Annotated in this window: 27 protein-coding genes; 11 read left to right on the top strand and 16 right to left on the bottom strand. The window is 74.6% G+C overall.

Going from position 1 to position 26,846, the window contains the following annotated elements; translation table 11 throughout:
- Nucleotides 1-11: 11 nt before the first annotated feature.
- From ACF08D_RS05825 to ACF08D_RS05815, 3 genes are all read right to left on the bottom strand, one after another.
- The gene (locus ACF08D_RS05825) at nucleotides 12-1,232 is read right to left on the bottom strand and encodes a TerD family protein (RefSeq protein WP_392221310.1); all 1,221 of its coding nucleotides are present in this window, start codon (nucleotides 1,230-1,232) and stop codon (nucleotides 12-14) included.
- Between the two features lie 35 nt (nucleotides 1,233-1,267).
- Nucleotides 1,268-1,498 (bottom strand): hypothetical protein, encoded by a 231-nt coding sequence (locus ACF08D_RS05820; RefSeq protein WP_392221309.1) that lies wholly within the window; start codon nucleotides 1,496-1,498, stop codon nucleotides 1,268-1,270.
- Between the two features lie 80 nt (nucleotides 1,499-1,578).
- Nucleotides 1,579-2,760 carry an MFS transporter gene (locus ACF08D_RS05815; RefSeq protein WP_392221308.1) on the bottom strand — a complete coding sequence of 394 codons (1,182 nt, stop codon included), beginning with the start codon at nucleotides 2,758-2,760 and terminating at the stop codon, nucleotides 1,579-1,581.
- 167 nt (nucleotides 2,761-2,927) lie between these two features.
- Between ACF08D_RS05815 and ACF08D_RS05810 the strand changes: the two genes are divergently transcribed.
- Nucleotides 2,928-3,182, top strand: a complete 255-nt coding sequence (locus tag ACF08D_RS05810) for a hypothetical protein (protein WP_392221307.1) — start codon at nucleotides 2,928-2,930, stop codon at nucleotides 3,180-3,182.
- Here the strand turns inward: ACF08D_RS05810 and ACF08D_RS05805 are convergent.
- The 4 genes from ACF08D_RS05805 to ACF08D_RS05790 all read right to left on the bottom strand — a co-directional run bounded on the left by ACF08D_RS05805 (nucleotide 3,121) and on the right by ACF08D_RS05790 (nucleotide 6,506).
- Nucleotides 3,121-3,609, bottom strand: coding sequence for a hypothetical protein (locus ACF08D_RS05805; RefSeq protein WP_392221306.1), 489 nt, complete (start codon nucleotides 3,607-3,609; stop codon nucleotides 3,121-3,123). The genes ACF08D_RS05810 and ACF08D_RS05805 overlap by 62 nt on opposite strands.
- Before the next feature lie 75 nt (nucleotides 3,610-3,684).
- Nucleotides 3,685-5,133, bottom strand: a complete 1,449-nt coding sequence (locus ACF08D_RS05800; protein WP_392221305.1) for a peptidoglycan D,D-transpeptidase FtsI family protein — start codon at nucleotides 5,131-5,133, stop codon at nucleotides 3,685-3,687.
- 132 nt (nucleotides 5,134-5,265) lie between these two features.
- Nucleotides 5,266-5,736: a GNAT family N-acetyltransferase gene (locus tag ACF08D_RS05795; RefSeq protein ID WP_392221304.1), complete on the bottom strand. Its 471-nt coding sequence runs from the start codon at nucleotides 5,734-5,736 to the stop codon at nucleotides 5,266-5,268.
- Nucleotides 5,736-6,506, bottom strand: coding sequence for an IclR family transcriptional regulator (locus tag ACF08D_RS05790; RefSeq protein ID WP_392221303.1), 771 nt, complete (start codon nucleotides 6,504-6,506; stop codon nucleotides 5,736-5,738). Before ACF08D_RS05790 ends, ACF08D_RS05795 begins: the two co-directional genes overlap by 1 nt.
- Nucleotides 6,507-6,709: 203 nt before the next feature.
- Here ACF08D_RS05790 and ACF08D_RS05785 point away from each other — a divergent pair, with 203 nt between their 5' ends.
- The 3 genes from ACF08D_RS05785 (at nucleotide 6,710) to ACF08D_RS05775 (ending at nucleotide 10,049) form a co-directional block, all read left to right on the top strand.
- Nucleotides 6,710-8,257 (top strand): aldehyde dehydrogenase (NADP(+)), encoded by a 1,548-nt coding sequence (locus ACF08D_RS05785; protein ID WP_392221302.1) that lies wholly within the window; start codon nucleotides 6,710-6,712, stop codon nucleotides 8,255-8,257.
- Between the two features lie 147 nt (nucleotides 8,258-8,404).
- Nucleotides 8,405-8,908, top strand: a complete 504-nt coding sequence (locus tag ACF08D_RS05780; RefSeq protein WP_392221301.1) for a GNAT family N-acetyltransferase — start codon at nucleotides 8,405-8,407, stop codon at nucleotides 8,906-8,908.
- A 37-nt stretch (nucleotides 8,909-8,945) separates the two neighbouring features.
- The gene (locus ACF08D_RS05775) at nucleotides 8,946-10,049 is read left to right on the top strand and encodes a class I SAM-dependent methyltransferase (protein WP_392221300.1); all 1,104 of its coding nucleotides are present in this window, start codon (nucleotides 8,946-8,948) and stop codon (nucleotides 10,047-10,049) included.
- Between the two features lie 45 nt (nucleotides 10,050-10,094).
- Here ACF08D_RS05775 and ACF08D_RS05770 read toward each other — a convergent pair whose 3' ends face one another.
- Together ACF08D_RS05770 and ACF08D_RS05765 are read right to left on the bottom strand one after the other, a co-directional pair.
- Nucleotides 10,095-12,407 (bottom strand): MMPL family transporter, encoded by a 2,313-nt coding sequence (locus ACF08D_RS05770; protein ID WP_392221299.1) that lies wholly within the window; start codon nucleotides 12,405-12,407, stop codon nucleotides 10,095-10,097.
- Nucleotides 12,408-12,527: 120 nt separating this feature from the next.
- Nucleotides 12,528-13,157 carry a TetR/AcrR family transcriptional regulator gene (locus tag ACF08D_RS05765; protein WP_392221298.1) on the bottom strand — a complete coding sequence of 210 codons (630 nt, stop codon included), beginning with the start codon at nucleotides 13,155-13,157 and terminating at the stop codon, nucleotides 12,528-12,530.
- Between the two features lie 80 nt (nucleotides 13,158-13,237).
- On the opposite strand from ACF08D_RS05765, the gene ACF08D_RS05760 reads away from it, so the two are divergent.
- Complete coding sequence (locus tag ACF08D_RS05760) at nucleotides 13,238-14,437, top strand: MFS transporter (protein WP_392221297.1); 1,200 nt, start codon at nucleotides 13,238-13,240, stop codon at nucleotides 14,435-14,437.
- A 110-nt stretch (nucleotides 14,438-14,547) separates the two neighbouring features.
- Nucleotides 14,548-15,636 (top strand): sugar ABC transporter permease, encoded by a 1,089-nt coding sequence (locus tag ACF08D_RS05755; RefSeq protein ID WP_392221296.1) that lies wholly within the window; start codon nucleotides 14,548-14,550, stop codon nucleotides 15,634-15,636.
- Between the two features lie 32 nt (nucleotides 15,637-15,668).
- Here ACF08D_RS05755 and ACF08D_RS05750 read toward each other — a convergent pair whose 3' ends face one another.
- Complete coding sequence (locus tag ACF08D_RS05750) at nucleotides 15,669-16,256, bottom strand: hypothetical protein (RefSeq protein WP_392221295.1); 588 nt, start codon at nucleotides 16,254-16,256, stop codon at nucleotides 15,669-15,671.
- 132 nt (nucleotides 16,257-16,388) lie between these two features.
- Here ACF08D_RS05750 and ACF08D_RS05745 point away from each other — a divergent pair, with 132 nt between their 5' ends.
- Nucleotides 16,389-16,949 (top strand): dihydrofolate reductase family protein, encoded by a 561-nt coding sequence (locus ACF08D_RS05745; protein ID WP_392221294.1) that lies wholly within the window; start codon nucleotides 16,389-16,391, stop codon nucleotides 16,947-16,949.
- A 100-nt stretch (nucleotides 16,950-17,049) separates the two neighbouring features.
- A complete protein-coding gene (locus tag ACF08D_RS05740; RefSeq protein ID WP_392221293.1) occupies nucleotides 17,050-17,748 on the top strand; it encodes a DsbA family oxidoreductase in 699 nt (232 codons plus the stop codon).
- An 18-nt stretch (nucleotides 17,749-17,766) separates the two neighbouring features.
- On the opposite strand, the gene ACF08D_RS05735 is transcribed toward ACF08D_RS05740, so the two are convergent.
- A complete protein-coding gene (locus ACF08D_RS05735) occupies nucleotides 17,767-18,249 on the bottom strand; it encodes a DedA family protein (RefSeq protein WP_392221292.1) in 483 nt (160 codons plus the stop codon).
- A gap of 354 nt (nucleotides 18,250-18,603) precedes the next feature.
- Between ACF08D_RS05735 and ACF08D_RS05730 the strand changes: the two genes are divergently transcribed.
- Nucleotides 18,604-19,647, top strand: coding sequence for an aminotransferase class V-fold PLP-dependent enzyme (locus ACF08D_RS05730; protein ID WP_392221291.1), 1,044 nt, complete (start codon nucleotides 18,604-18,606; stop codon nucleotides 19,645-19,647).
- Between the two features lie 151 nt (nucleotides 19,648-19,798).
- Here the strand turns inward: ACF08D_RS05730 and ACF08D_RS05725 are convergent, their stop codons facing one another.
- Entirely contained in the window at nucleotides 19,799-20,338 is a 540-nt protein-coding gene (locus ACF08D_RS05725) for a MarR family winged helix-turn-helix transcriptional regulator (RefSeq protein ID WP_392221290.1), read from the bottom strand.
- Nucleotides 20,339-20,548: 210 nt separating this feature from the next.
- Between ACF08D_RS05725 and ACF08D_RS05720 the strand changes: the two genes are divergently transcribed.
- Nucleotides 20,549-21,628: an alkene reductase gene (locus ACF08D_RS05720; protein ID WP_392221289.1), complete on the top strand. Its 1,080-nt coding sequence runs from the start codon at nucleotides 20,549-20,551 to the stop codon at nucleotides 21,626-21,628.
- 115 nt (nucleotides 21,629-21,743) lie between these two features.
- On the opposite strand, the gene thpD is transcribed toward ACF08D_RS05720, so the two are convergent.
- From thpD to ectA, 4 genes are all read right to left on the bottom strand, one after another.
- On the bottom strand, nucleotides 21,744-22,646 hold the full coding sequence (gene thpD / locus ACF08D_RS05715) for an ectoine hydroxylase (protein ID WP_392221288.1): 903 nt from the start codon (nucleotides 22,644-22,646) through the stop codon (nucleotides 21,744-21,746).
- Between the two features lie 3 nt (nucleotides 22,647-22,649).
- Nucleotides 22,650-23,048 (bottom strand): ectoine synthase, encoded by a 399-nt coding sequence (locus ACF08D_RS05710; RefSeq protein ID WP_392221287.1) that lies wholly within the window; start codon nucleotides 23,046-23,048, stop codon nucleotides 22,650-22,652.
- 76 nt (nucleotides 23,049-23,124) lie between these two features.
- On the bottom strand, nucleotides 23,125-24,393 hold the full coding sequence (ectB, locus tag ACF08D_RS05705; RefSeq protein ID WP_392221286.1) for a diaminobutyrate--2-oxoglutarate transaminase: 1,269 nt from the start codon (nucleotides 24,391-24,393) through the stop codon (nucleotides 23,125-23,127).
- 207 nt (nucleotides 24,394-24,600) lie between these two features.
- Nucleotides 24,601-25,155 carry a diaminobutyrate acetyltransferase gene (gene ectA / locus ACF08D_RS05700; RefSeq protein WP_392221285.1) on the bottom strand — a complete coding sequence of 185 codons (555 nt, stop codon included), beginning with the start codon at nucleotides 25,153-25,155 and terminating at the stop codon, nucleotides 24,601-24,603.
- Between the two features lie 565 nt (nucleotides 25,156-25,720).
- Between ectA and ACF08D_RS05695 the strand changes: the two genes are divergently transcribed.
- The gene (locus tag ACF08D_RS05695) at nucleotides 25,721-26,788 is read left to right on the top strand and encodes a LysR family transcriptional regulator (RefSeq protein ID WP_392221284.1); all 1,068 of its coding nucleotides are present in this window, start codon (nucleotides 25,721-25,723) and stop codon (nucleotides 26,786-26,788) included.
- The last annotated feature ends 58 nt before the right edge of the window (nucleotides 26,789-26,846 follow it).

The following is a 26,846-nucleotide window of genomic DNA, read 5'->3' as shown; positions in this document are numbered from 1 at the left end:
CCCGGGAGGGGTCAGAGGGCCTGCGCGGCCGGCTTCACCATGCCGCGCACGGTCCTCGACTTCACGAAGTCGCCCATGGCGGTCATCTCCCACTCGCCGGAGAACTGCTTGATCAGCTTGGCCATCATGACGCCGGTCTGCGGCTCGGCCGACGTCAGGTCGAAGCGGACCAGCTCCTCGCCGGTCGCCGCGTCCATCAGCCGGCAGTACGCCTTGGCGACCTCGGTGAACTTCTGTCCGGAGAAGGAGTTGACCGTGAAGACCAGCCCGGTGGCGTCGGCGGGCAGCCGGCCGAGGTCGACCGTGATCACCTCGTCGTCGCCCGCGCCCTCACCGGTGAGGTTGTCCCCGGAGTGCTTGACCGCGCCGCCGAGGATGGTCAGCTTGCCGAAGTAGCAGCTGTCCAGGTGGTTGCGCTGGGGGCCGTAGGCGATGACGGAGGCGTCCAGGTCGATGTCCTTGCCCCGGTACGCGGGCTCCCAGCCGAGGCCCATCTTGACCTGGGAGAGCAGCGGACGGCCGCCCTTGACGAGGGAGACGGTCTGGTTCTTCTGGAGGCTGACCCGGCCCTTGTCCAGGTTGATCTTCCCGGCGCCGGGCGCCGGTGCCGGGGGCGCGGCGGGCGCGGCCGGGGGAGCGGGCGGCGCGGTCTGCGCGACCGGAGGGGCGGGCGGGGCGGGCGGTGCCGCCGGTGCCGCCGGGGCGGGCGCGGGGGCGGCCTGCGCCGGCTCCTCGTCGACCGAGACACCGAAGTCGGTGGCGATGCCGGCCAGCCCGTTGGCGTACCCCTGGCCGACGGCGCGGACCTTCCAGGCGCCGTTGCGCAGGTAGATCTCGACGACCACCAGGGCGGTCTCCGTGCCGAGCCGGGGCGGGGTGAAGGTGGCGAGCACCTGGCCGTCGTCGGCGCCGCGGACGGTGGCGGTGGGCTCGATGCCCTGGAACGTCTGCCCCGGGGCGTCCGGGCTCGCGGTGACGACGATCTTCTCGATGCCGGGCGGGACGGCGGCCGTGTCCACCACGACCGCGTCGGGCGCCGAGCCGCCGCCGGACCGGTGGGTCACGCCCGGGCCGGACGGCTGGTTGTAGAAGATGAAGTCGTCGTCGGAGCGCACCTTGCCGTCGGCGGTGAGCAGCAGGCCCGATACGTCGAGCCGCACGGGCGCGGCGACGTCCACCGCCACACGGGTGACGGGAAGCGGGATGTTCGAGCCGGGGGTCATAGCTGTCATGCCGGGGTAACGAGCGAGGCAGCTTTGCCGTTCCCTTACCTTCGGCCACTCCGGTTACGCGGATGGTCGCGGGCGGCGCGTTCGTTGCCGTGCTTGTACGCGCCGGTCCAGCGCGCCATCACCAGCTGGGCGTCGCCGGACTCCGCCTCGGCGAGGAACTTCTCCGCGCGGGCGCCGCGCAGGGTGCCGGCGGGGCGGCCGTGATGGGTGATGCCGACGGTGCCGTCGGCGTGGCGCTCGTACGCGAAACCATGGGGTCGGGGCATGGGCGGCATCATCCGGGCCGGGCACCGCGCCCGTCACCCGGTTTTCCGCGCCGGCCACCGGGGCGGCCCGCCGTTGCCCATCACGGGGCGGACGGCCGCGCGAGGGCCAGGGCGAGGGCGGTCAGCAGCCCCGCCGCCCCGACCAGGGGCAGCAGGACCCGGACGTCCACCACGGCGACCAGGCCCGCGCCGAGCGCCAGGGCCAGGGCGTTGGGCACGAACAGCAGGGTACTCGCGGTGGCGGCGGTACGGCCCAGGACCTCGCCGGGCGTCCACCGCTGCACCGCGGTCAGCGCCCCGGCCAGCACCCACGGCAGGCCCGCGCCGACGAGCGCCCCGCACACCAGCGCCGTCGCGTCGTACGGCAGGGCGCGCCCGCCCGCGCCGGCCGCGAACAGCGCGACGCCCGCCGCCACGAGCCCCCGCTCGCCCAGCCGCCGCGCGAGCGGTCCCGCCGCGATCCCGGCCACCACCGACCCGGCACCCTGCGCCGCGTACAGCACGCCCGCGTACGACGGGGACCGGCCCAGGACGTCGTCCACGACCGCGTACGCCACCGCCCCGTTCAGCCCCGCGAGGCCCATGGTGACCGCGCCCGCCGCCACCAGCGGCCGCAGCCGCGCCGACCGCCACAGCCGCCGCGCCCCCTCCCACGTCCCGGACGTACGGGCGCGGGCCGGCTCCTCCCGCACCCGCATCCGTGCGAACAGCCCGGCCGCCACCGCGAAGGACGCCGCGTCCAGCAGCACCACGGGCGCCGCCCCCGCGTGCGTGAACAGCGCCGCGCCGGTCAGCGGCGCGATCAGCTTCATGCCCTCGCCGGCGGTCAGCCGCAGCCCGTTGAGGTCGCCCAGCAGCTCCGCGCCGACCGCGCCGGGCAGCAGCGCCGCCTCCGCCGCGTCCTGCACGGTGGCCGCGGCCCCGTACAGGAAGAGCACCGTGAACAGCAGCCACACGCGGCCGGGGGAGTCGACCAGCAGCAGCACCGGCAGCAGCGCGGCCATCGCCAGGTTCACCCCCACCAGCAGCGGCCCGCGCCGCACCCGGTCCGCCACCGCCCCCAGCGTCGGCCCGGCCAGGACGGGCGCCCACGGGGCGAACACCGCGAGCGCCGCCAGACTGTCCGACCCGGTCAGGGACTTCACCCAGACGCCCGCGACCAGCCACATCCCCGCCGAGCCGAAGCCCGACACCACCACCCCGGCCAGATACAGCCGGGCCGCGCGGTCCCCGAGGACGCGCCCCACCGATCCCTTCACCATGCCGTCAGCGTGCGCACTGAGGCCCCCCGGCCGGATCGGGCACCCTCCCCATCCCCGGCCCGGCCACCCCGGTACGGCCTAAGGCCCGTGCACGCGCGCGTGGTTGAGGACGGCCCGGCGGGTTACACGGGGGAGGGTAAGGGCCGTTCGGACGAGGGGAGCGGAAGATGCGCGCGGACGGAACACTCGACGCCCTGGAACCGGGCACCGTGCAGCGGGGACGGCTGCGGGAGCGGGCCTCGGACATCGCCTGGACGGCCGCCTGCCTGGTGCTGGGTCTGGGCGCGCTCCTCGGGGCGATCGGCGTGGCCACCGGGGCGACCGAGCAGTGGGGCTATGTGGCGGTGGCCGCCACCCTGTTCACCGTGGTGGTGGTGCTCCGCGTCGCCGCGCTGCGGGACCGGGCGCGCCGCCGTCTGTGACGGCGCCCGCCGCCCTCCGCTCGTACCGCAGCGCCACCCCGGTGGCGAGCGCGCCCAGGCCCTCCCACAGCCCCACTCCGGCGAAGCCGGCCGGGGCGCGGCCGGAGGCGACGGCGAGCAGGAACACCGCGCAGGTGAGCAGCCGGAAGGGCACCGTCCAGCGGAAGAAGGCCCGCCAGTCGGCCACCGCGGCCAGCATGTAGTACACCCCCATGTTGACCGCGGCCATCGACGAGGCGGTCAGGAACATCAGGGTGTGGTCGCCGTCCGCGCGCCGGCCCTCCGGCACGGGCGTGAAGCCCATGACCGTGAGCAGCGCGTCCGGGGCGGCGAGCCCCACCACCCCCAGGGCCGTGGCGAGCAGCCCGAAGACGGCGATGGTCCAGCCGGACGGCGAGCGGGGGCGGTAGCGGGACAACGGCCGCACGGTGAGTCCTCCATACGTACAGGGGTACGAAGGGACCTGCATACCGTGCGGCCGTGAACCGCCCTCGGGCGGGGCCTACTTCAGCGCCGCCTCCATCATCTTCCGCGCCACCGGCGCCGCCAGGCCGTTGCCGCTGACCTCGGCCCGCCGGGCGTTGGAGTCCTCGATCAGGACCGCCACCGCGACCTCCTTGCCGGTCCTGTCGTCCTTCGCGTACGAGGTGAACCAGGCGTACGGCTTCTTGCTGTTCTCCACGCCCCGCTGCGCGGTGCCCGTCTTGCCGCCGACCTCGGCGCCGTCGATCCGCGCGTTGGAGCCGGTGCCGTCCTCGACGACCGTGGTCATCGCGTCCCGCAGCTGCTCGGCGGTGTCCGGCGACATGATCCGCCGGGTCTCCCCGTCCTTGTGGGACTCCAGGGTGTCGCCGTCCCCGTCCACCACCCGGGACACCATGTGGGGCGACGCCAGCAGCCCGTCGTTGGCGATGGCGGCCGACACCATGGCGACCTGGAGCGGGGTGGCGGTGACGTCGAACTGCCCGATGCCCGACAGCGCGGTCTGCGCGGCGTCCATCCCGGACGGGTAGACGCTCGGGTAGGCCCGCACCGGGATGTCCTGCTCCTTGTCGTTGAAGCCGAACTTCTCAGCCGTCGCCCGGACCTTGTCCTGCCCCAGGTCGGCGGCCATCTTCCCGAAGACGTTGTTGCACGAGTACTGCAGCGCCACCCGGATGGAGGCGTTCTCGCAGGGCGCGGACGGGTTCTCGTTCACCAGGTCCGTGACGGTGCCCTTCATCCGGTACGGGTTGGGGCTCTTCGTCGGCTCGTCGACCGACCCGTACAGCCCGTCCTCCAGCGCCGCCGCGGCGACGACCAGCTTGAAGGTGGAGCCGGGTGCCACGGGCTGCCGGATGGCCCGGTTCACCAGCGGCTTGTCCTCGTCCTCGGTGAGCCTCCGCCACGCCTCGCCGTCCGCCGAACCGGCGATCACCGAGGGGTCGTACGAGGGCGTGCTGACCATGCCGAGGACCCGGCCCGTCCTGGGGTCGAGGGCGACGGCCGCGCCCTTGACGTCGCCGAGGGCCTCGAACCCGGCCTTCTGCACCGCCGGGTCGATCGTGGTGAGCACGTCACCCGGCTCGGTCCGCTTGCCGGTGAGCGCGTCGAGGGGGTTCTTCAGCCGGGAGTCCGTGCCGTCCAGCACGTCGGCGTAGATGCCCTCCAGCTGGTTCGACCCGTACGCCTGCGAGCTGTAGCCGGTGACGGCCGCGTACAGCTCGCCGTCCTTGTAGGTGCGCTTGTACCGGAGGTCTCCGCCCGTCGTCTCCTTCGAGCCGGTGACCGGTGACCCGGCCACGACGATGTCACCGAGCGGATGGGCGTACTGCTCCATGGTGTTCCGCCGGTTGTGCTGGTCGTCCGCGAGCGCCCTGGCTTCGTACGCCTGCACCCAGGTCGCCCGGAGCAGCAGGGCGAACACCAGCAGCAGGGAGAAGACGGCGGCTCTTCTGATCGTCTTGTTCATCCCGCACACAAGGACGAATCGGGAGGAGCGGAGGGTTCCGGGCCGCCGTCCTTCTCAGGAAACCTTCATGCGCGGGCCGCCGCGGTGAGGGGACCGGCACACCCGGTCACCACCCGTCCGGCCTCGCGGAGGTCAGCCGTCGAGGCGGAGGAGCACCTCGTCGGTCTCCTCCCCGCGCGCGTGGGCGAACCCCCGGGCCCGTCCCGTCACCGTGAAACCGCACTTCTCCAGCACCCGGATCGAGCCCTTGTTGTCCGCCGCCGCGCGCGCGTGCAGCGGGCGGGTGTCCACCAGGCCGAGCAGCGCCCGCAGGGCGGCGGTGGCGATGCCCCGCCCCCAGTGGGTGCGGCCGACGACATAGGTCACCTCCCGCTCGTCCGGCGGACCGTAGACCGCCGTGTGGCCGACGACCTCGCCGTCGGCGAGCACCGTGCGGACCACGGCGTCCGAGGCGAGCACCCGCGCCCAGTGGGCGTCGAAGCCCGCGCGGTCGGTGGGGTCCTCGGCGGTGAAGGCCGCCATACGGCTCGACTCGGGGTCGCTCATGTGGGAGAAGAAGACCGGCAGGTCGCTCTCCCGCACCTCCCGCAGGACGACGTCCATCACAGCCCCCTCGTCACACGCGCCAGCCGGTCCCGGGCGTCGAACAGGGCCGCCCTGATCGTCTGCTGCCGCTCCGGGGCGAACCGGGCCGCCGACAGCGAGCAGCTCACCGCGTCCCGGGCAGGGACGCGGTGCGGGACCGCGACGCCGAAGCACAGCAGGCCCAGGGTGTTCTCCTCGCGGTCCACCGCGTACCCCTGCTCGCGGACCGCGCCCAGCTCCTCGACGAGCCGCTCCCGGTCGGTGATGGTGTGCTCGGTGAGCGCCGGGAGGGTGGCCGGGAGCAGCGCGCGGACCTCGTCGTCGGTGTACGTGGCGAGCAGCGCCTTGCCGAGCGCGGTGGAGTGGGCGGGCAGCCGCCGCCCGGCCCGGCTCACCGGGCGCAGCCGGTGCCGCGACTCCCGGGTGGCGAGGTGGACGACCCCGGTCCCGTCGAGCCGGCCGAGGTGGATGGTCTCGCCGGTCTCGTCCGCGAGCCGGTCCAGGGCCGGGCGGGCGAGGGCGACGACCTCGTCGCCCTCGACGTACGCCGTGCCCATCAGCAGGGCGCGCACCCCGATGCCGTAGCGGGTGCCGGTGGTGTCCGTCTCCACCCAGCCCAGCTCCACCAGGGTGCGCAGCAGCACGTACAGGCTGGACTTGGGGTAGCCGAGGGCCTCCTGCACGGCCGCGAGGGAGTGCGTCCCGGGGTGCCGGGCGAAGAACTCCAGCAGCTCCACCGTGCGTACGGCGGACTTCACATGCGCCCCGCCGGATCCGTCGGCCGTCATCCGTACCCGCCCCTCCGGTGGGCTCCGGAGGGAGCCCTCTTGTGACCCGCCGCGCCCGTCCCTAGAGTCGCGTCCGGTTCCGGGTCGCGTCCGTCTCCAGGGTCGCGCCCGGTGCCGGGTCGCGTCCAGTGTCCGGAACGCCGTTCAGGATATCGAACGACCGCAGGGATCCGTCCGGTTCGGTTCGGGGAGAGGACGTGGTGGTGGCAGCAGCACAGGTGTGGAGTGTCGACCCCCGGACCGGGGAGCGCCGGGGCGCGGTCGGCACCGAGGCCACGCCGGACGACGTCGACCGGGCCGTACGCGCGGCCCACGCGGCCCGTGACGCGCTCGCCGACCGCGCTGTCCGGGCCGCGTTCCTCCGCGGCGCCGCCGCGCTGCTGGAGGAGGACCGGGACCGGCTGGTGGCGGAGGCCGACGCCGAGACCGCGCTCGGCCCGGCCCGGCTCACCAGCGAACTGGCCCGCACCTGCTACCAGTTGGGCGCCTTCGCCGGTGTGGTCGAGGAGGGCGCCTTCCTGGACGTCGTCATCGACCACCCCGACGCCACCGCCACCCCGCCCGTCCCGGACCTGCGCCGCTACAAGGTGCCGCTGGGGGTGGTGGCCGTGTACGCCGCCTCCAACTTCCCCTTCGCCTTCTCCGTCCCGGGCGGGGACACCGCCAGCGCGCTCGCGGCCGGCTGCCCCGTCGTGGTGAAGGCCCACCCCGGCCACCCGGCGACCTCCGCGCTGGCCGCCGACGTCCTGGGCCGGGCCGCCGAGCGGCACGGCCTGCCCCGGGCGGTCGCCGGGCTGGTCCACGGCTTCGACGCGGGCGTGGCGCTGGTCCGGCACCCGCTGGTCGCCGCCGCCGGGTTCACCGGCTCGGTACGCGGCGGGCGGGCGCTGTTCGACGCCGCCGCCGCCCGTCCCGTACCCATCCCGTTCCACGGCGAACTGGGCTCCCTCAACCCGGTCCTGGTCACCCGGGACGCCGCCGCCGAGCGCGCCGGGACGATCGGCACCGGGCTCGCCGGGTCCATGACGCTCGGCGCGGGCCAGTTCTGCGTCAAGCCCGGCCTGGTGCTGGTGCCCACCGGGGCGGACGGCGACGAGCTGGTCGCCGCCCTCGCCGCAGCGGTCGAGGACGCCCCCGAGGGCGTGCTGCTCGACCACCGGATGCGGGACGCCTTCGTCGCGGGCGTCGCCGAGCGCGCCGCGCTGCCGGACGTCGAGGCTCCGGTCACCCCCGGCGCGGCGGGGGACCACACGGTCGGCGCCGGCTTCCTGACCGTCCCGGCCGCCCGGCTGGCCGCGCCCGGGCCGCACGACCTGCTGCTGGAGGAGTGCTTCGGCCCCGTCACGGTGGTCGCCCGGTACGCCGGCGACGACGAGGCCACCGCCGTGCTGTCCCGGCTGCCCGGCAACCTCACCGCCACGGTCCACCTCTCCGCGGCCGAGGCGGCCGGCCGGGGGAACGGCGCCGGCATCCTGGCCCGGCTGACCCCGCTCGCCGGCCGCGTCCTCGTCGACGGCTGGCCCACGGGCGTCGCCGTCGCCCCCGCCCAGCACCACGGCGGCCCCTACCCGGCCACCACCTCCACGTCCACCTCCGTGGGCGCGACGGCCGTGGAACGGTGGCTGCGCCCCGTCACCCACCAGTCCGTCCCCGAGGCGCTGCTCCCGCCGGAGCTGCGCGACGACAACCCGCTGGGCCTGCCACGCCGCGTCGACGGCCACCCGGAGCACCCCGGCCGGCCCGGTTCCTGACCGGCGTACGGTACGAGGAGGGTGACGGCACCGGCCCGGGAGGCCGGCCCAGGGGCGCAGAGGAACCGGACGCGAGGGCCCGGACGCACGGGCCCGGCCCCGGGGTGCAGAGGAACCGCCCGGCGCGCCGCCCTCGTCCTCACGGCCATGATCCGATACGCCACCGCCCGGGACCTCGACGCCATCACCGCCCTCCACCGGGAGGCCCGGGCCACGTACTACCGGGGCCACCTCCCCGACGACGCCTTCGAGGGCCCCGCCGAGCTGGCCCGCAGCCGGCAGGGCTGGGCGGCGGCCGTCGACCGGGGCGACGCCGTGCTGTGCGCCGAGTCGGACGGCGCCCTCACCGGCGTCGCCGCCTTCCGGCCGGTCGGCGGGGCGATGACGCTGACCCAGCTCCATGTCGCCCCCGCGCACTGGCGCCGGGGCACCGGCAGCCGGTTGCACACCGCGTGCGTCGAGGCGTGGCGGGCCGCCGGGGTCGCCGGCGCCCGCCTGGAGGTCTTCGAGCACAACGCCCGCGCCCGGGCCTTCTACGCCCACCACGGCTGGGTCCCCGACCCGGTGGCGCCGCGCTCGGGGAACCACCTGGTGCTGCGGCTCGCCGTCACGCCGGAAGCGGCAGCGCGCGGGGAACGCCGCGTAACGTGAGGAAAGGAGCGAAAAGGGCACCCTCTCAGGAGTGATCATGACAGCCGTATCCCCGGACGCCGTCCGCGCCGACGCCTTCGCCGGCCGGATGACCGAGGTGCTCAACCAGGGCGCGCTGGCGCTCCTCATCAGCGTCGGCCACCAGACGGGCCTGTTCGAGATCCTGGGCGAACTCCCGCCCGCCACCAGCGGCGAGATCGCCGAGGCCGCCGGTCTGGACGAACGGTACGTCCGCGAATGGCTCGGCGGGATGACCGTCGGCGGCGTCGTGGAGTACGCGCCGGACGGCGCCACCTACCGGCTGCCGCCCGAGCACGCCGCCTCGCTCACCGCGGCCGCCGGGCCCGGCAACCTCGCCGGGATGATGCCGTACATCGGGATGATGGGCGAGGTCGAGCAGCGCGTCGTCGCGGCCTTCCGGGAGGGCGGCGGCGTCCCCTACGAGGCGTACCCCCGCTTCCAGGCGCTCCAGGCCCAGGAGACGGCCCGGGTCTACGACGCGTCGCTGGTGGACACCGTCGTCCCGCTGGTCCCCGGCCTCACCGAGCGGCTGCGCGAGGGCATCGACGTGCTGGACGTCGGCACCGGACGCGGCCACGCCCCGCTCGTCCTGGCCCGGGCGTTCCCCCGCAGCCGCTTCACCGGCCTGGACCGGTCGGAGGAGGGGATCGCGTACGCCCGCCGCCAGGCCGCGCGCCACTCGCTCGGCAACCTCAGCTACACCGTCGGCGACTCCACCGAACTCCCCGGCCCGTACGACCTCGTCACCGCCTTCGACGTCATCCATGACCTCGCCCGCCCGCAGGAGACCCTCGACGCCGTCGCCGCCGCGCTCCGCGAGGACGGCACCTTCCTGATGGGCGAGTTCGCCGCCTCCAGCAACCTGGAGGAGAACGTCGGCCACCCCTTCGGGCCCGTCCTCTACGGCTTCTCCGTCTTCTACTGCATGACCACCTCGCTCAGCACCGGCGGCGCCGGCCTCGGCACCGTCTGGGGCGAGCAGACCGCCCGCCGGATGCTGGGCGAGGCGGGCTTCACCGACGTCCGGGTCCGCTCGGTCGAGGGCGACCCGCTGAACGCCTACTACGTGGCGGGCCGGACGGGGCCCGCCTGGCGCCGCGGAGGGACGGGGCCCGCCTGACGCCGCGGAGGGGCGGGGCCCGCCTGACGTCGCCGAGGGGCGGGGTCAGCCGTCCCGGAGGCCGGCCCTGGCGTGCAGCCGGCGCAGGGGCGGGGGAGCCCACCAGTTGGCGCGGCCGCACAGCTTCATCACGGCCGGCACCAGGATGCCCCGTACCAGGGTGGCGTCGACCAGCACGGCCAGCGCGAGCCCCGCGCCCAGCAGCTTGAGCAGGCTCAGCCCCGAGGTCGCCAGCGCCCCGAGGACCGTCGCCACGACCAGGGCGGCGGCCGTGATCAGGCGGCCCGTGCGGTCGATGCCGAAGGCCACGGCCCGGGTGTTGTCGCCGGTGGCGAGGTACTCCTCCCTGATCCGGGAGAGCAGGAACACGGTGTAGTCCATGGACAGCCCGAACGCCACGCAGAACATCAGCACCGGGACCGTCACCTCCAGCTGTCCGGTGGTGACGAAGTCGCCCACCAGCCACTTGAGACGGCCGTCCTGGAACACGTACACCATCGCCCCGAAGGAGGCGGTGAGGCTGAGCGTGTTCAGGACGAGCGCCTGCACCGGCACGACCAGGCTCCCGGTGAAGAGGAACAGCAGGACCAGCATGCTCAGGGCGATGATCGCCGCGGCGTACGGAATGCTGTCCCCGAGCGCCTCCTTGGTGTCGGTCAGGACCGCCGCCTCGCCGCCCACCAGCACCCCGGCGGGCGCCGGGACGGAGCGCACCAGGCCGGTGTGGCGCTCGCCGGCCTCCGAGTTGGGGCGGGCGCCGGACACCACGCCGAGCCAGGCGCCCCCGGAATCCGCCATCCGTGCGGCGGCGGGCCCGGCGGGGGCCACCTGCCTGCCGTCCGCCCAGCTGCCGAGGGGGCCGTCGACCCGCACGGTGCCCTCGATGCGGGAGAGGTCCGCCATGTAGCCGGCGAGCCGCGCCTCACGGCCCTGTGCGGGAAGGTCGGGCAGGACCACCGTCACCGGTGCCGTACCCGCCCCGGCGAAGCCCGTCCGGACGGTCTCGGCCGCGGCCTGGGCGGACGAGCCCCGCGGCAGGATGCGGTCGTCGGTGAGCCCGAAGCGGGCGTGCCCGAACGGCAGCGCGAGCGCGATCAGCAGGACGGCGACGGCGCCGCCGGCGGCCACCGGGCGCCGCATGACCCCGGTCGCCAGCGCGTGCCAGACGCCCCGGCGCGCCTCGGTCCCGGCCGGTGACCGAGTGCGCCGCCACCGGCCGAAGACGTCCAGCCGGTCGATGCGCCGCCCGATGACCGCCAGCACCGGCGGCAGGATCACCAGGGACGTCAGGGCGGCCAGGCTCACCACCGCGATGCCCGCGTAGGCGAGTGAGCGCAGGAACATCATGGGGAAGACCGTCAGCGCGGCAAGGGAGAGGACCACCGTGAGGGCCGAGAACAGCACGGTCCGCCCGGCCGTGCGCAGGGACTCGGTGACCGCCTCCAGCACGTCGCGGCCGCGCTCCAGCTCCTCCCGGTAGCGGGTCACGACGAACAGGCTGTAGTCCACGGCCAGTCCGAAGCCGAGTGCCGTCGTGACGTTCATCGCGAACAGGGACACGTCCGTGAAGGCGGCCAGCGCGCGCAGGACGGCCAGCGTGCACACCACGGAGACGACGCCCACCAGCAGCGGCAGGAGGGCGGCGACCAGTGAGCCGAACGCGACGAGGAGGATGACCAGGGTGAGCGGGGCACCGATCAGCTCGGCCTTGGTCAGGTCCTTGGCGCTCTGCTTCTCCAGGGCGTCCTCGACGACCGCCCGCCCGGTCGCCGTCACGGTGAACGGCCCCTGCTCGCCGGTGAGTCCGGCCGCCAGCTCACCCGCCCGGTGCGTCGCCCCGCTCTCGTCGCCGGACAGCCGCACCAGGACCAGGGCCGAGCGGCCGTCCTCGGAGCGCAGGGCCGGGTCGCGGGACGTCCAGTACGAGGTGGCGTAGCCGACGCCGTCCAGCGCGCCCACCCGCTCGGTGAACCCGCGCCCGGCCTCGGCGGCCCCCGGGTCGTCCACCGGCCGGTCGCCCGAGACCACAAGGACCATGTGGGGGGACCCGGCCCCGAAGCGGTCGGTCAGGATCCGGTCGGCCCGCGCGGACTCCGAGCCGCTCGCCGTGTAGCCGCCGCCCGCGAGGTCGTCCGCGGCGCCCGCGCCGAACAGCCCGGCGGCCAGGGTGACCGCCGCGATGATCAGGAAGACGGCGGTCCTGCGCCGGACCAGCCGGCGGGCCACCCCGGCGAGTCCGCCGCCGAGTCCGCCGCCGAGTCCGTCGCCGAGTCCGCCGGCGGAGGCTTTGGAGTCCGGCGGCGGAGCCGGGTCCTCGCCGTCCGCGGTGCCGGGCGGCGGTAAGTTCTTCGTCGTCACGTGGTGCTCCCGGTGAAGAAGGGGCCGGTTCGGCCGTGGGACGGTGGGCGTGGGCGCGGGGGTACGAACGGCGGGGCCCGCCCGCTCCGGGCGGGGCCCCGGTGGCCCGGCGGTGGGGCGTCACGCCCCGCCGAGCAGCTGGCGGCAGAGACCGGTGTGCACCCAGTCCGCCCACTCCTGGGGCGTCCAGCCGCGCTCGGTGACGAGCAGGTGGTAGATCTCGGGGCCCAGCAGGGTGTAGCCGGTGTCCACCGCCCGCTCCACCGGCAGGCCGGCGGGCAGGGGGTGCTTCGCCGCCAGGGCCTCGACCAACCGGGCCTGGATCTCGTGGCGCTGTTCCTTGTTCCGCTCCCAGAGCGGGGCGATCTCCTCGTTCGCCGTGGCCGCGTGCCGCAGGACCTCCAGCAGGCCGCCGACCCGTTCGTAGATCTCCCGGGCCCCGTCCACCTGGTGGCGCAGCTGGACCTCGGGGTCCTCGGCCGCGACGGCGGCGCGGAACCAGTCGCGCTCCACCGTGGGCACCGGCTCGTGGTCGCCGGCCACCCGGACGTCCAGCAGTTCCTGGAGGATGGCGGCCTTCGTACCGAACTTGAAGTACACCGTCTGCACCGCGACCCCCGCCTCACGGGCGATCGCCTCGATGGTGGTCCCGTCGTACCCGTGGGCGGCGAACAACCCGAGCGCCGCGTCGAGCAGACGGGTCCGCGTCTCGTTGGAGCGCCGGCGCCGCGCGCCCGCCTTTTCCGCCATGGTCCGCCTGCCGTTCTGTTCGCTGGAGTGTTCCTCTAGAGTATGACTACAGATACTGCTCTTCGGGCGGGGAGGCAAGCGTGGACACGTGGGAGAGGGCCAAGAGCGCGGTACCCGGCGGGAGTCACCCGCCCCGGGGCCTGCTGGCACTGACGACCACGAGCATGGCGCTCTCCATGTTCGTCCTCTTCGCGTTCGGCGCCCTCGGCCCGGCGCTCCTCGACGACCTCGGGCTGTCGCGGTCCCAGCTCGGCTCACTCCCCGCCGTGGCGTTCGGCACCGCGACCGTCCTCTCCCTCGTCAGCGGGCACCTCACCGACCTCGTCGGCGGCAGACGCGCCCTCCTCGCCCTCCTGACGACCGTGGCGCTCGCCTTCACCGTGCTGTCGCGGGCCGCCGGCTACGGCGCACTGCTGGCCGGGCTGGTCCTCGCCGGCGCCGCCCAGGCGTGCGCCAACCCCGCGACCAACCACCTCATCGCCGGGCACCTGCCGCCCGCGAGGCGCGCCGCCGCCATCGGGATCAAGCAGTCCGGTGTCCAGATCGGCGCCTTCGCCGCCGGCCTGCTGGTGCCGTCCCTCGCCGCGGCCACCTCGTGGCGCACCACGCTCGCCCTCGTCGTCCCGGTGGCCCTGGCCGCCGCGGTCGCCGCCCTGCTCCTGCCGCGCGACCGGCCGGAGCCCCGCGGCGGCCGGGCCTTCACCCTGCCCGGGCGCCCCAACCGGGCGGCCCGGTGGCTCATCGTTTACTCCCTGGGCGTCGGGACCGGACTCGCCGCCCTCAACACCTACCTCCCGCTGTACGCCCACGAGGAACTCGGCATGGGTGAACGGGCGTCGGGCGCCCTCATCGCGGCCGTCGGCGTCGCGGGCATCGCCGCCCGGGTGCTGTGGACCCGGGTGAGCGGACGCCTCTCCGACATCGGCGTGCCCCTGCTGCTGCTGGCGGCGGCGGCCGTCTGCTTCCTGCTGCTCGTGCCCGCCGCCCGCCTCCTGACCCCGCTGGTCTGGATCGGCGCCGTCGGCCTCGGCGGCTCCGCCGTCGCCGCCAACGCCGTCTCCATGGTCGCCGTGGTGCGCGGCACGGCCTTCGGAGCCACCGGGCACGCCTCCGCGCTGGTGTCGATGGGCTTCTTCGGCGGCTTCGTCGTCGGTCCGCTCGGCTTCGGACTGCTCGCCGACGGCCCGGCGGGTTACACCGGCGGCTGGGCGATGGCGGGAGCGGCCTTCCTCGTCTCCGTCGTCGGCGCGGCCCGGGTACGGCGGGCGGTGGCGGCATGACCACCCGTACCGGCCCCGGCGGCCGGGCGGTGCCGGGGCGATGCCGCTGGACGACGACGACTGCTGTTGCGGCACCGCCGCACCGACCCTGCTGATCAGCGAGGAGTGAGATGGAACCGAGCCTGGACCGCGCCACCGCCGCGTCGGCGGCGGCGTCGATGATCCGGAGGGCGGACGCCACCGCCGGGGAGGTGGGCGACCGCTTCCCGCTGTACGCCGGCCCCGGGGAGGGACGCTGGACCTCCACCCGGCGCGGCTCGTGGACCGGGGGCTTCTGGGCCGGGCTGCTCTGGCTCGCCGCCGGAGCGGCCGGGGACGGTGACGGCGGTCATGCCGTACGGCGGGCGCGCGAGGTCACCGTACGGCTCCGGGACCGCGTCCACGACGACACCGACACCCGCGCCCTGACCTTCTGGTACGGAGCCGCCCAGGGACACCTGCGCCACGGGGACACCGCCGCTGCCCGGATCGCCGCCGAGGGTGCCGAGGCCCTGGTCGCGGCGGCACACCCCCGCCACGGAGTCCTCCCGGCGGGCACCGCCCTGGGACGGGGGGCGCGGGGCGCCGACGAACTGACGGTGGACGCGGCCGGGGCGGCGGTCGCGCTGCTCGACTGGGCCGGCCGCGAACGGGACTGCCCCGGGGCCCGGGAACTGGCGCAACGGCACGCCGCAGCCGTACGCGACCGCTGCCTGGACGAACACGGGGGAGTCCGCCCCTCGGTACGGCTGGACGGCACCGGCCGGGACGAGGCGCCCGCCGGCACCTGGGCGCGCGGCCAGGCGTGGGGCGTCCTCGCCCTCACCACCGCCGCGCGCGTCCTGCGGGACGGTGAGCGGGACGGCGGCGAGGGGTACCGGGACGCGGCGCTCCTGGCGGCCCGTCACTGGCTCCGCCACACCGGGGACGCCGTCCCCCCGTGGAGCTTCGCGGACCCGGACGGGCACCACGACACCTCCGCCGGGGCGATCGCCGCGCAGGCCCTGCTGGAGCTGGCCGAGCTGACCCCCGGGCGGCCCGGCCGGGACCTCCACGAGGCGGCGGCCCGCCTGCTGGGCGCGCTCGTCTCCGGCCACCTGCGGAACGGCAGGCTCCTGGACGGCTGTTACGACCCGGCCTCGGGCACCGCGGTCGCCCACGAACTGATCTGGGGCGACTACTTCCTGCTGTCCGCGCTCCAGCGGTTCGCCGGCCGCTGAGCCCCCGGGGGCGGCCCCGAACGGACAGGCTCCTAGTGACCGCCGCGGGGTTCCACGCAGCCGCCCTCCTGGTACGGGCCGTGCGCCTCGGCGTGGACGGCCGGACGGAGCCCGCCCGACACGCAGGGGCCCACGCCGGGGACCATCAGGCTGAAGGCGGGGTCCGTGTCCGTGCCGTACACCTCGATGTGGTCCGCCGGGTAGCCGAGCCCCTCCAGCGCGGCCCGCAGCGCCCGTCCGTCGCGGACGCCCGCCAGCGCCTCGGCGATCCGGCCGGCGTGGGCGCGGCCCCGGCACTCGGCGTCGGGCCGCATCGGCAACTCCCGCTTGAACGCGTGGTTCTCGGCGTACTTGGCCCGTTCCGGGTCGTACGGCTCCGAGGCCGTGGCCGCCGGCGAGGTGGCGGAGGGGCGCGCCGATGCGCGGGCACACCCGGCGCCGACCCCGGGGAACCGCCGGTCGTGCGCGGCCCGCGCCGCCTCCGCCGCCTCCTCCGCGGCGGCGGACCGGGCGGGGGACGGCGCTGCGGCGGCCTGGGTCCCGGGCCGTTCGGTGCCGCAGCCGACGGCCAGCAGGAGCAGGGCCACGGCGGCGGTGGCGGTCAGCGGCGGACGTCTCACGGTCACTCCCTCGGGTGTACGGCACGGCGGGCCGGACGATTGTCCGGTGCCCGGGCGGTGATGGTCGTGAGTATCCGTACTCAGAAGGATCTACGAGGCAGTACGCGGACACGAAGGACGCGAGGTACCGCGATGGGAAAGATCATCCTGTCCATGTCGGTGTCCCTGGACGGTTACATGGAGGGGCCGGACCGGGACATCGACTGGCACACGGTCGACGAGGAACTGCACACCCACTTCAACGAGGAGATGGGCGCGGTCGGCGCCTTCCTGGAGGGCCGTGTCACCTATCAGCTGATGGAGGAGTACTGGCCGACGGCCGACGAGGACCCCGGCGCGGACCGGGTCACCCGGGACTTCGCCCGCATCTGGCGCGAGAAGCCCAAGTACGTGTACTCCCGCACCCTCCAGGAGGCCGGCCCCAACGCCACGATCATCAGGGACGTGGACCCGGACGACGTCGCCGCCCTCAGGGAGCAGTACCCGGACGGCCTGGCGGTCGGGGGCGCCGACCTGGCGGCGGTGTTCGGGCGGTACGGGCTGATCGACGAGTACCGCGTCTACGTCCACCCCGTGCTCCTCGGCCGGGGCAAGCCGCTCTTCCCGGAGGGGGAGGGCCGCGTCCGGCTGCGCCTCACCGGGACGCGCGCCTTCGGCAACGGGGTGGTGATGCTGCGGTACGAGCGGGAATGAACCGGTCCGCCGGCCGGTTGACGCCGCAGCGGAGGACCCCTCCGTACCGCTGTCGTGCCGTGAGCCCCCGAGCCACCGAGCCCCCTGGAGAGAACCACCCATGCGCGTCGAGATCTGGAGCGACATCGCCTGCCCCTGGTGCTACATCGGCAAGGCGCGCTTCGAGAAGGGGCTCGCGGCCTTCGCCCACCGCGACGCGATCGAGGTGGTGCACCGCTCCTTCGAGCTCGACCCGGGCCGGGGCCGGGGCGACACCGAGCCGGTGATCGACATGCTGGCCGGGAAGTACGGGCGTACGCGCGAGGAGGCCCGCGCGATGGAGGAGCACGTGGCCTCCACCGCGCGGGCCGAGGGCCTGGACTACCGCACGGACGGCCGCGACCACGGCAGCACCTTCGACCTCCACCGGCTGCTGCACCTGGCGAAGGCGCGCGGCCGGCAGGACGCCCTGCTGGACCTCGCGTACCGCGCCAACTTCGCCGAGGAGCGGTCCGTCTTCGACCCCGGCACGCTCACCGCGCTGGGCGCCGCCGCCGGCCTCCCGGAGGACGAGGCGCGGGCGGTGCTCGCCGACGAGGACGCCTACGCCGAGGACGTACGCGCCGACGAGCGCGAGGCGGCGGCGCTCGGCGCCACGGGTGTGCCGTTCTTCGTGCTCGACCGGCGCTACGGCCTCTCCGGCGCCCAGCCGGCCGAGACCTTCACCCGGGCCCTGGAACAGGCCTGGCAGGGCCGCACGCCCGAGCCGTCCGCCCCGGGCATCCCGGCCTGCGACCCGGAGGGCAGCTGCGCGGTCTGACGCGGATGCGCCGGAGGTTCAGACCTCGTCGGCGGCCGGGTCGGGGGAGGGCAGGGTCGCCCTCCTCCTGCGGTACACGACCAGCGCGCACAGCGCGAGGAGCAGGGCGGCCACGGCGGACAGTCCCAGGGCCGCCCGCTCGGCGAAGAGGCTCCCCAGCACGGTGAGCACCCCGACTCCGGCCGTCGCGTAGATCAGCGCCCAGGCCGCACCGCCCACGAACAGGGCGGGCAGGTAGCGCGACAGGGGCATCCGCATGCTGCCCGCCAGGAAGTTGGCGGCGGTCTGGAGGCCGACCGTCAGGAACGAGACGGCCACCACCGGCGCGCCCCACCGCTGGATCGCCCGCTCGGCGCGCTGGAACCTGGCGGAGGAGATCCGCTCCGCGAACCTGCTGCGGCGGGCGCCGGCGCCGGTGAGCCACCCGACGGCGAACGTCCCTCCGGCGCGGAGCAGGACGATGACGTACAGGGCGCCGGCCGTGAGCGCGATCGTGTTCACGGCGCCCCGTCCCGAGTGCTCATGGGCACGTTGCTCATGGGCCTGGTCCTCATGGGCGTGGTCCTCATGGGCGTGCCGCCCGATCACCGTTGCTCATCCGCGACCCGCCTCTGCCGTTGCGTCCTGTGACCTCCCACCCGCGGCACCGTGACCCTGAGTGCGGGTCCTCGTGCCAGGCAAGGCCAGCCTAACCGAACGGGCATACGGCGGATACGGGGCACCGCCCCCACCGCCCCCGGGTGGCGTCCGGGCAGCACCTCGGGGCGGCACCCCCGTGTACTTCGGGGCGGCACCCCGGGGCGGCCGGGGGCTCACCCGATTGACCGGGTGCGGCCCGGGACCCAGGCTGGGGGCATGGAAAAGCCTCTCGGTGGCGACGAGTTCGCCCCCTCCGTGACGTATCTGAACACCTCCAAGTGCGGGTTGCTGCCCCGCCGGGCCGTGGCCGCGGTGACCGCGCTGGCGGAGGGGCTCGCCGCCGGGACCGCCGGCGGGTCCGGCAGCTTCGAGGCGGTGGAGGACGCGCGGAGCGGGTTCGCCCGGGTGGCGGGCGTCACACCCGACCGGGTCGCCGTGGGCAGTTCGGTCGCCGTCCATGTGGGGCTGGTGGCGAGCGCCCTCCCGCCCGGCGCCGAAGTGCTGTGCGTGGAGGGCGACTTCGGCTCGCTGATCACCCCTTTCGCGGTGCGCGGGGACCTGCGCACGCGGTACGTGCCGCTCGCGGACCTGGCGGACGCGGTACGGCCGGGGACGGCGCTCGTCGCCTTCTCGTCCGTGCAGTCGGCGGACGGCCGCGTCGCCGACCTGGCGGCCGTACGGGAGGCGGCGGCGCTTTACGGGGCGCGCACCCTGGTCGACGCCACCCAGGCGGCGGGGTGGCTGCCGCTGGACGCCGGGGCGTACGACTACACCGTGACGGCCGGGTTCAAGTTCCTGATGGGCCCGCGCGGCGTGTCGTACCTGACTGTTACGGAGGAGGCGCAGAAGTCGCTGCCGCCGGTGTACGCGGGCTGGATGGCCGCCCGGGACCTGGCGGACCCCTACGGCCCGGCCGGACCGCTCGCCGACTCCGCCCGCCGCTACGACGAGCCGCCCGCCTTCCTCCCGTACCACGGGGCCGCGCGGTCCCTGGCCCTGCTGGACGAGATCGGCGTCGACGCCGTGCACGCCCACGCCACGGCGCTGGCTGCCCGCTTCCGCGAGGGCCTGGTCCGCATCGGCCACGCCCCGGTGCCCGGCGACTCCGCCGTGGTCGCCGTCCCGGGTCTCGGCGCGCGGCAGCCCGCCCTGGCCGAGGCGGGCGTGGTCGTCTCCTCGGCGGCGGGCAACCTCCGGGTGGCCTTCCACCTCTACAACTCGGCCGCCGACGTGGACCGGGCGCTCGACGCGCTCTCCTGAGCGGCGGCCTCGCGCCCGGGTCGTCCGCGCGCCGGGTCGCTCCCGCGCCGGGTCCGGGCCCGGGCCCGGCGCCGCGCCGGATCCGGGTCCGGGCCGCGTACCCGGGCCTGGTCAGGACCGGGCCGGGTCTGGGGTCGCGTACCCGACCCTGTCAGGACCGTACCGGGGGCGTCGCGGGGCAGCCCGGCGCCTCCTTGCACAGGTTCGCCTCGACCTTGCCCAGCAGGCGGGCCAGCTCGGCGCGCTCCCCGGCGTCGAGCCCGGCGAGCGTGAGGTCCTCCAGGTCGCTCCAGGCCGCGGTGACCTGCGCGTGCAGGGTGCAGCTCGCCGGCGTCGCCTCGACCAGCACGGCCCGGCGGTCGGCGGGGTCGGGGGAGCGGCGCACGTGCCCGGTCTGCTCCAGGCGCTGGAGCATCTTGGTGACCGTGGACGGATCGAGGTCCACGACCTTGATCAGCTCGGACTGGCGGACCGGCCCGGCGTCCCACAGGTGCATCATCACGAACTCCTGGCCCGGGTAGATGCCCGCCTCCTTCAGGAGCTTGCCCGCGGCGAAGCGGTGCAGCCGCGCCACCCGGGACAGGGTGTGGCTGAGGGGGCCGCACTGTGCCGCCGAGGGGATGGCGTCGGCGCAGGCGGACGGCTCGGCGCCCGCCTCCGCGTGCCGCGTCGCGCGCTGGGGGGCTGTCATCGGGGGATCTCCTTCGGGCGATGACCGGTGGTGGCCGGTACAGGACCGGCGAGGACCGGTGCGGGGCCGGCGACGGACCGGCGGTGTCCGGGTCCAGGTTACGAGCCCCGGCGCCGTTGTCACCGATTTTACCTTGGTCGGCCAACGAATAGGTTACAGTGGGAGCAGTCCAGTTAATTGGCCGACCACATATCTGCCCAGGGAGCCACCATGACCACCGCCTTCGACCCGATCGACCTGTCCGGTACGCGGCTCGCCAACCGCATCGCCATGGCACCGATGACCCGCAGCCGGGCCGGCGCGGGGCGCGTCCCCACCGACCTGACCGCCGAGTACTACGCCCAGCGCGCCTCGGCCGGCCTGATCATCACCGAGGGCGTCCAGCCCTCACCGGTCGGCCAGGGCTACCCCGGCACACCCGGCCTCCACAGCGAGGAGCAGGTCGCCGGCTGGCGCAAGGTCACCGAGGCCGTCCACGACCGGGGCGGGACGATCTTCGCCCAGCTGATGCACGCGGGCCGGATCGGCCACCCCGACCTGCTGGCCGACCACCCCGGCGGCCTCCGCCCGGTCGGCCCGTCCCCGGTCACCGCCGCCGGACAGCTCTACACCCCGGACGGGATGAAGGACTTCGTCACCCCGCGCGAACTCACCGGTGCGGAGGTGCGGGCGACGATCGAGGACTTCGTCACGGCCGCCCGCAACGCCGTGGACGCCGGCTTCGACGGGGTCGAGCTGCACGGCGCCAACGGCTACCTCATCCACCAGTTCCTCGCCCCGAACACCAACCTGCGTACCGACGAGTGGGGCGGCTCCGTGGAGGGCCGCATCCGCTTCGCCGTGGAGGTCGCCCGGGCCGTCGCCGCGGAGATCGGGCCCGGGCGCACCGGCCTGCGCATCTCGCCCGGGAACCCCTTCAACGACATCGACGAGCCCGAACCGGACGAGACGTACACCGCGCTGGTCACGGCGCTCGAACCGCTCGGGCTCGCCTACCTGCACGTCCTGGAGGGCTCCCCGGCCTCGCGCGGGCTCACCCTGGAGCTGCGCAAGCGGTTCGGCGGCGCCCTGGTGCTGAACCCGGCGACCGAGGGGCCGACCAGCGCCGAGGACCTCGCGCTGATCGAGGACGGCACGGCCGACCTCGTGGCCTTCGGCGCGCTGTTCCTCGCCAACCCCGACCTGCCGGCCCGGCTGCGGGCCAACGGCCCGTACAACACCCCCGACACCGCCACCTTCTACGGCGGCGATCACCGCGGCTACACCGACTACCCGGCCCTGGCCGTCTGACCGCCCGGCCCGCTCATGGTGCGCACACGCGGAGGGGCGGGACCGCACCCCGGTCCCGCCCCTCCGCGTACCCGTGCGGCCCTCGCCGCACCGGCGTCTCACCGCACCCGGCGTCTCACCGCACCGGCGTGAAGTCCCTCGCGCCGATGAACTCCGGGCGCCGGACCGGCGCCGCGAACGGCTCCACCGCCGTGTTCTCCACACTGTTGAACACGATGAAGACGTTGCTGCGCGGGAACGGGGTGATGTTGTCGCCCGACCCGTGCATCGCGTTGCAGTCGAACCAGGTCGCCGACCCCGCCTTTCCGGTGAACAGGCGGATGCCGTGCGCGTCGGCGAACTTGGTCAGCGCCTCGTCCGACGGCGTGCCCGCGTCCTGCATCTGGAGCGACTTCTTGTAGTTGTCCTTCGGCGTCTCACCCGCGCAGCCGAGGAACGTCCGGTGCGACCCCGGCATGATCATCAGGCCGCCGTTGGTGTCGAAGTTCTCCGTCAGCGCGATCGACACCGAGACCGTACGCATCCGGGGGAGCCCGTCCTCCGCGTGCCAGGTCTCGAAGTCCGAGTGCCAGTAGAAGCCCGAGGCGCCGAAGCCCGGCTTCACGTTGATCCGCGACTGGTGGACGTACACGTCCGACCCGAGGATCTCGCGCGCCCGGCCCACCACGCGCTCGTCGCGCACCAGCCGTGCGAACACGTCGCTGATCCGGTGCACCTCGAAGACCGACCGCACGTCCTGGGACTGCGGCTCGATGATCGAGCGCTCGTCGGCGCGGACGGCCGGGTCGGTGACGAGCCGGTCCAGCTCGGCACGGTAGACGGCGACCTCGTCCGGCGTGATGAGCTGGTCGACGGCGAGGAAGCCGTCACGCTCGAACGACTGCAGCTCGGGCGAGGTCGCGGGGCCCCAGACGACCGGGTCCTGGCGCGGGGTGACGACCTCGGACGCGCCCCGGGTGGGGTAGAGGTCCTGCACGGTGGCCGTGGGGGTGGCGGTGGCGGTGGTGGTCGTGGTCATGATTCAGCCCTCCTCCGTGAGCAGCGGGTAGACACCGTTCTCGTCGTGGTCCTCCCGTCCGGTGACAGGCGGGTTGAAGACGCACACGCAGCGGAAGTCCGTCTTGGGGCGCAAGGTGTGGCGCTCGTGGCCGTCGAGCAGGTACATGGTGCCCGGCTCGATCCAGTGCTTCTCGCCCGTCTCGTCGTTGGTCAGCTCGGCCTCGCCCTCGACGCAGAGCACGGCCTCGATGTGGTTGGCGTACCACATGGAGGTCTCGGTCCCGGCGTACAGCACGGTCTCGTGCAGCGAGAAGCCGACCTTCTCCTTGGCGAGCACGATGCGCTTGGACTCCCAGGTGCCGGAGGCCGCCTTGACATGGCGCTCGGTGTTCTCGATGTCCTTGAACGATCGGACGATCACGGTGGTGCACTTTCCTTTCGTACTGCGGTGCCCGCGAGAAAAGTCAGGCGGTCGGTCGGTCGGGTGGCGCGGCGCGTCAGGCGGTCTCGCGAACCGCGCGGGCCAGCGTGCGCAGGCCCTCGTCGAGCTCGTCGGGCGTCACGGTCAGCGGCGGGAGCAGCTTGACGACCTCGCTCTGCGGGCCGGAGGTCTCCACCAGCAGGCCCAGCTCGAAGGCGCGCGCGCAGACCGCCGTGGCGCGGGACTTGTCGGTGAACTCCATGCCCCAGACCAGGCCGCGGCCCCGGAAGTGGGCGCCGTAGGCGGAGTTCTCGTCGCAGATCGCCAGCAGCGCCTGCTCGACCTGCTCGCCGCGGGCGATGGTCTGCTTCTCCATCTGGCCGTCGGCCCAGTAGGTGTCCAGCGCGGCGGTGGCCGTGACGAAGGCCGGGTTGTTGCCGCGGAAGGTGCCGTTGTGCTCACCCGGGCCCCACACGTCGAGCTCCGGCATGAACAGGCACAGCGACATCGGCAGGCCGTAACCGCTGATGGACTTCGACAGGGTGACGATGTCCGGCGTGATCCCCGCCTCCTCGAAGGAGAAGAAGGCGCCGGTACGGCCGCAGCCCATCTGGATGTCGTCGACGATCAGCAGCATGTCCTGCCGGTCGCACAGCTCCCGCAGCGCGCGGAGCCACTCGGGCCGGGCCACGTTGATGCCGCCCTCGCCCTGCACGGTCTCCACGATCACGGCGGCCGGCTTGTTCAGGCCGGAACCCTGGTCCTCCAGCAGCCGCTCGAACCACAGGAAGTCCGGCACCTGGCCGTCGAGGTAGTTGTCGAACGGCATCGGGGTGCCGTGCACCAGCGGGATGCCGGCGCCGGCGCGCTTGAAGGCGTTGCCGGTCACGGCGAGCGAGCCCAGCGACATGCCGTGGAAGGCGTTGGTGAACGACACGATCGACTCGCGCCCCTTCACCTTGCGGGCCAGCTTCAGCGCGGCCTCCACGGCGTTGGTGCCCGTCGGGCCCGGGAACATGACCTTGTAGGGCAGGTCGCGGGGCCGCAGGATCACGTTCTGGAAGGACTCCAGGAACGCGCGCTTCGCGGTCGTCGCCATGTCCAGGCCGTGCGTGATGCCGTCGCGCTCCAGGTAGTCGAGCAGGGCGCGTTTCAGCACCGGGTTGTTGTGGCCGTAGTTGAGCGAGCCGGCACCGGCGAAGAAGTCGAGGTAGGAGTGGCCGTCCTCGTCGGTCAGGCGGGCGCCCTGCGCGCGGTCGAAGACGGCGGGCCAACCGCGGCAGTAGCTGCGCACCTCCGACTCCACGGTCTCGAAGACGCTCAGGGCGGGCGGGGTGATGGTCACTGCGGTTCGTCTCCTCGGTGGGGGTGTCTCACGGCGTGCGGTACGGGGCGGATGCCGTCGTACGAGTACGGGGTGGGCCCTGGCGTCCCGTTACGGGGCGGGCCCTGCGCGCGGCGGCCGGCGCGGGCGCTCGCGCTCCACGGCGCCGACCGGGCGATGGACGGCCGGGCGACGGGCGCCCGGGCGGCCTGACCGGTGGGCGACCGGTCAGGCGATCGGGCTGATCCGGTAGAGCACCTCGGGCTCGTGCGTGCCCTCGGGGAACAGCCCTCCGTCGAAGAGGACCTCCCGCTCCAGGGACGCGCCCCGGCGCTCCGCGAAGGAGGTGAAGAGGCGGTCGGACGCGGTGTTGTCCGGGGTGATGGTGGTCTCCACGGTGTGGACGCCCTGGCCGGACACCCGCGCGGTGAGCGCGTCCAGCAGGACACCGGCCAGGCCCTGTCCCCGGTGCTCCCGGTCCACGGCCACCTGCCAGACGACCAGGGTCTGGGGGCGCTGCGGGCGGATGTAACCGGTGACGAAAGCGATCGGCTCGCCGTCGGCGCCGCGCGCCACCAAAGACGTGGCGGCGAAGTCACGGCACCACAGCAAATAGCTGTACGAGGAGTTGAGGTCCAGGACCTCGGAGTCGCGGGCGATGCGCCAGATCGCGGCTCCGTCCTCCACTCGCGGCGTGTCGATGCCGATGGCCGGTGCGGCCTGGGCGGCCGGTCGGTCGAATTCGTTTCGGACACCTGCAAGGTCTGCTTGTGCTGCGGTCATGCGGATGCAACTTACCCAGCAATTTCAGAAAATGCATCGGGGTGAGGGGTTGGGTGGGCGCCTGACCTGTGTTATCGCGCGGGCGCGAGTTCGATCGGGGATCGGTCGGCACAGGCCGCTGTTTGCCCGGATATGCACGGGCAAAACGGGCGGCATGTGGATTCGGTCACATGCCGATAAGCGCCTTGACGGACGCCCGGATTGCCCGGCGCGTCCTTATGAAATCTTTGCGTTTAGGATCCCGGAGAGCGGGCAGAAGAAGGCCGGAAGCTGCCTCCCATAAAACACCTGCCGTTATGCATTGAGCAATACCGTATTCCTATTCGCGTTCCGCCGCGGCAATGTCGCGGCATCGGCGCGGCGCGGTGATGCCGGTGTCGGTGCCGGTGTCGGAGCGACGCATCCCCCACCCCCTGGACCTCCGGTCTCCGTCCGCGAACCGCGGCGGGCGCGGTGAGTCGTTCCGGCCCTCCCGGCCGTACCTGTGTTTCGAGCCCCGTCGTGCGCCGGAAACACGTACATGGCGAGACGGGCGCACCGGGAAGAAGACGCGGCCGGGAAGCGGTTGACCAGCACAGTGATCATCAACGGCGATGGGGTGGGGGTCCGGGAAGTGGAGCTGCGGGAGCTGGAGTACGTCGTCGCGGTCGCCGAGGAGCTGGACGTCGAGCGGGCCGCCGAGCGGCTGCGCACGGCCCCGGCCGCGGTGAGCCGGGGGCTGGCCCGCCTGGAGCGGGAGCTGGGGCTGCGGCTGTTCGACCGCCTCACCCGGCACGTCCGGCTCACCGCCGCCGGAGAGCGGCTGCTGCCGGAGGCCCGCGCCGCGCTCGCCGCCGCGGCCCGGGTCCGGGCCACCGCCGCCGGGATCACCGCCGGGACCGAGGGCCTGGTCCGGCTCGGCACCTCGCGGGCGTTCGCGGACCGCGTCTACCGCGCGCTGGACCGGCTGGCCGCCCACCGCCCCGGCCTGCGGGTGCGCCTGGAGCGCGCCCCGCAGGAGGCCCGCCTCGCGGCCATACGCTCCGGGACCTTCGACGCCGCCCTGGTACGCGCCGTGCGGCGGGCCGACGGGGTGACCCTCCACCCGCTGTGGACCGACCCGCTGATCGCGGCGCTGCCCGCGGCGCACGCGGCGGCCCTCGGGCTCGCCGACGACGAGCCGCCGAGCCTCGAACGGCTGGCCCGGCTGCCCCTGCGGCTCGCCCCGCACGCTGCCCACCCCGCCTTCCACGACCTGGTGACCGCCGCCCTGCCGGACTGGACGCCCGGCCCGCCGTTCACCACGCTCCGGGAGACGCTCAACGAGCTGGCCGACCATCCCGAACCGTCCTGGACGGTGTTCTATCCGGTCGGCCCGCTGCCGCCGACGCCCCGGGTCGTCTTCCGCGTCCTGCCGGGCCTCACGGTGCCGGTCTCCCTGGCGGTCCCGGCAGGCCGGCCGCTCGCCCCGCCGGTCCGGGCCCTGCTCGACGCGCTGACCGCCGCGGCCGCCACCGCCGTACGCCCGCCGGCCGTCCCGCTCCCGGCTGTCCCGCTTTCGGCCGGGCACGCGCGCGTGACGGCCTCCGCGGCGGCCCGGGTGGCACCGGTGGGCCCAGTGGCCGCGCCCGCCGGCGCCCCGGCCCCCGCCTGAGCGCCGGCGCCGGCGCCAGGGCCGCCGGTTCCTGCTTGAGCGCCGGGCGCCGGAGCAA

Origin of the sequence: Streptomyces sp. NPDC015131 (assembly GCF_043079975.1) — a bacterium.
Lineage (GTDB): Bacteria > Actinomycetota > Actinomycetes > Streptomycetales > Streptomycetaceae > Streptomyces.
Note: the sequence above shows the minus strand (reverse complement) of the source record. Positions and strands in the feature narration are given on the sequence as shown.

Bases quoted from the DNA above. Each gene is read 5' to 3' on its own strand.
- ACF08D_RS05800 (WP_392221305.1), bottom strand. From the start codon at position 5,133: ATGAACAAGACGATCAGAAGAGCCGCCGTCTTCTCCCTGCTGCTGGTG.
- ACF08D_RS05755 (WP_392221296.1), top strand. From the start codon at position 14,548: ATGGAACCGAGCCTGGACCGCGCCACCGCCGCGTCGGCGGCGGCGTCG.
- ectA (WP_392221285.1), bottom strand. From the start codon at position 25,155: ATGACCGCAGCACAAGCAGACCTTGCAGGTGTCCGAAACGAATTCGAC.
- ACF08D_RS05730 (WP_392221291.1), top strand. From the start codon at position 18,604: ATGGAAAAGCCTCTCGGTGGCGACGAGTTCGCCCCCTCCGTGACGTAT.
- ACF08D_RS05765 (WP_392221298.1), bottom strand. From the start codon at position 13,157: ATGGCGGAAAAGGCGGGCGCGCGGCGCCGGCGCTCCAACGAGACGCGG.
- ACF08D_RS05775 (WP_392221300.1), top strand. From the start codon at position 8,946: ATGACAGCCGTATCCCCGGACGCCGTCCGCGCCGACGCCTTCGCCGGC.
- ACF08D_RS05740 (WP_392221293.1), top strand. From the start codon at position 17,050: ATGCGCGTCGAGATCTGGAGCGACATCGCCTGCCCCTGGTGCTACATC.
- ACF08D_RS05810 (WP_392221307.1), top strand. From the start codon at position 2,928: ATGCGCGCGGACGGAACACTCGACGCCCTGGAACCGGGCACCGTGCAG.
- ACF08D_RS05820 (WP_392221309.1), bottom strand. From the start codon at position 1,498: ATGCCCCGACCCCATGGTTTCGCGTACGAGCGCCACGCCGACGGCACC.
- ACF08D_RS05725 (WP_392221290.1), bottom strand. From the start codon at position 20,338: ATGACAGCCCCCCAGCGCGCGACGCGGCACGCGGAGGCGGGCGCCGAG.
- ACF08D_RS05720 (WP_392221289.1), top strand. From the start codon at position 20,549: ATGACCACCGCCTTCGACCCGATCGACCTGTCCGGTACGCGGCTCGCC.
- ACF08D_RS05795 (WP_392221304.1), bottom strand. From the start codon at position 5,736: ATGGACGTCGTCCTGCGGGAGGTGCGGGAGAGCGACCTGCCGGTCTTC.
- thpD (WP_392221288.1), bottom strand. From the start codon at position 22,646: ATGACCACGACCACCACCGCCACCGCCACCCCCACGGCCACCGTGCAG.
- ACF08D_RS05745 (WP_392221294.1), top strand. From the start codon at position 16,389: ATGGGAAAGATCATCCTGTCCATGTCGGTGTCCCTGGACGGTTACATG.
- ACF08D_RS05825 (WP_392221310.1), bottom strand. From the start codon at position 1,232: ATGACAGCTATGACCCCCGGCTCGAACATCCCGCTTCCCGTCACCCGT.
- ACF08D_RS05815 (WP_392221308.1), bottom strand. From the start codon at position 2,760: ATGGTGAAGGGATCGGTGGGGCGCGTCCTCGGGGACCGCGCGGCCCGG.
- ACF08D_RS05790 (WP_392221303.1), bottom strand. From the start codon at position 6,506: ATGACGGCCGACGGATCCGGCGGGGCGCATGTGAAGTCCGCCGTACGC.
- ACF08D_RS05780 (WP_392221301.1), top strand. From the start codon at position 8,405: ATGATCCGATACGCCACCGCCCGGGACCTCGACGCCATCACCGCCCTC.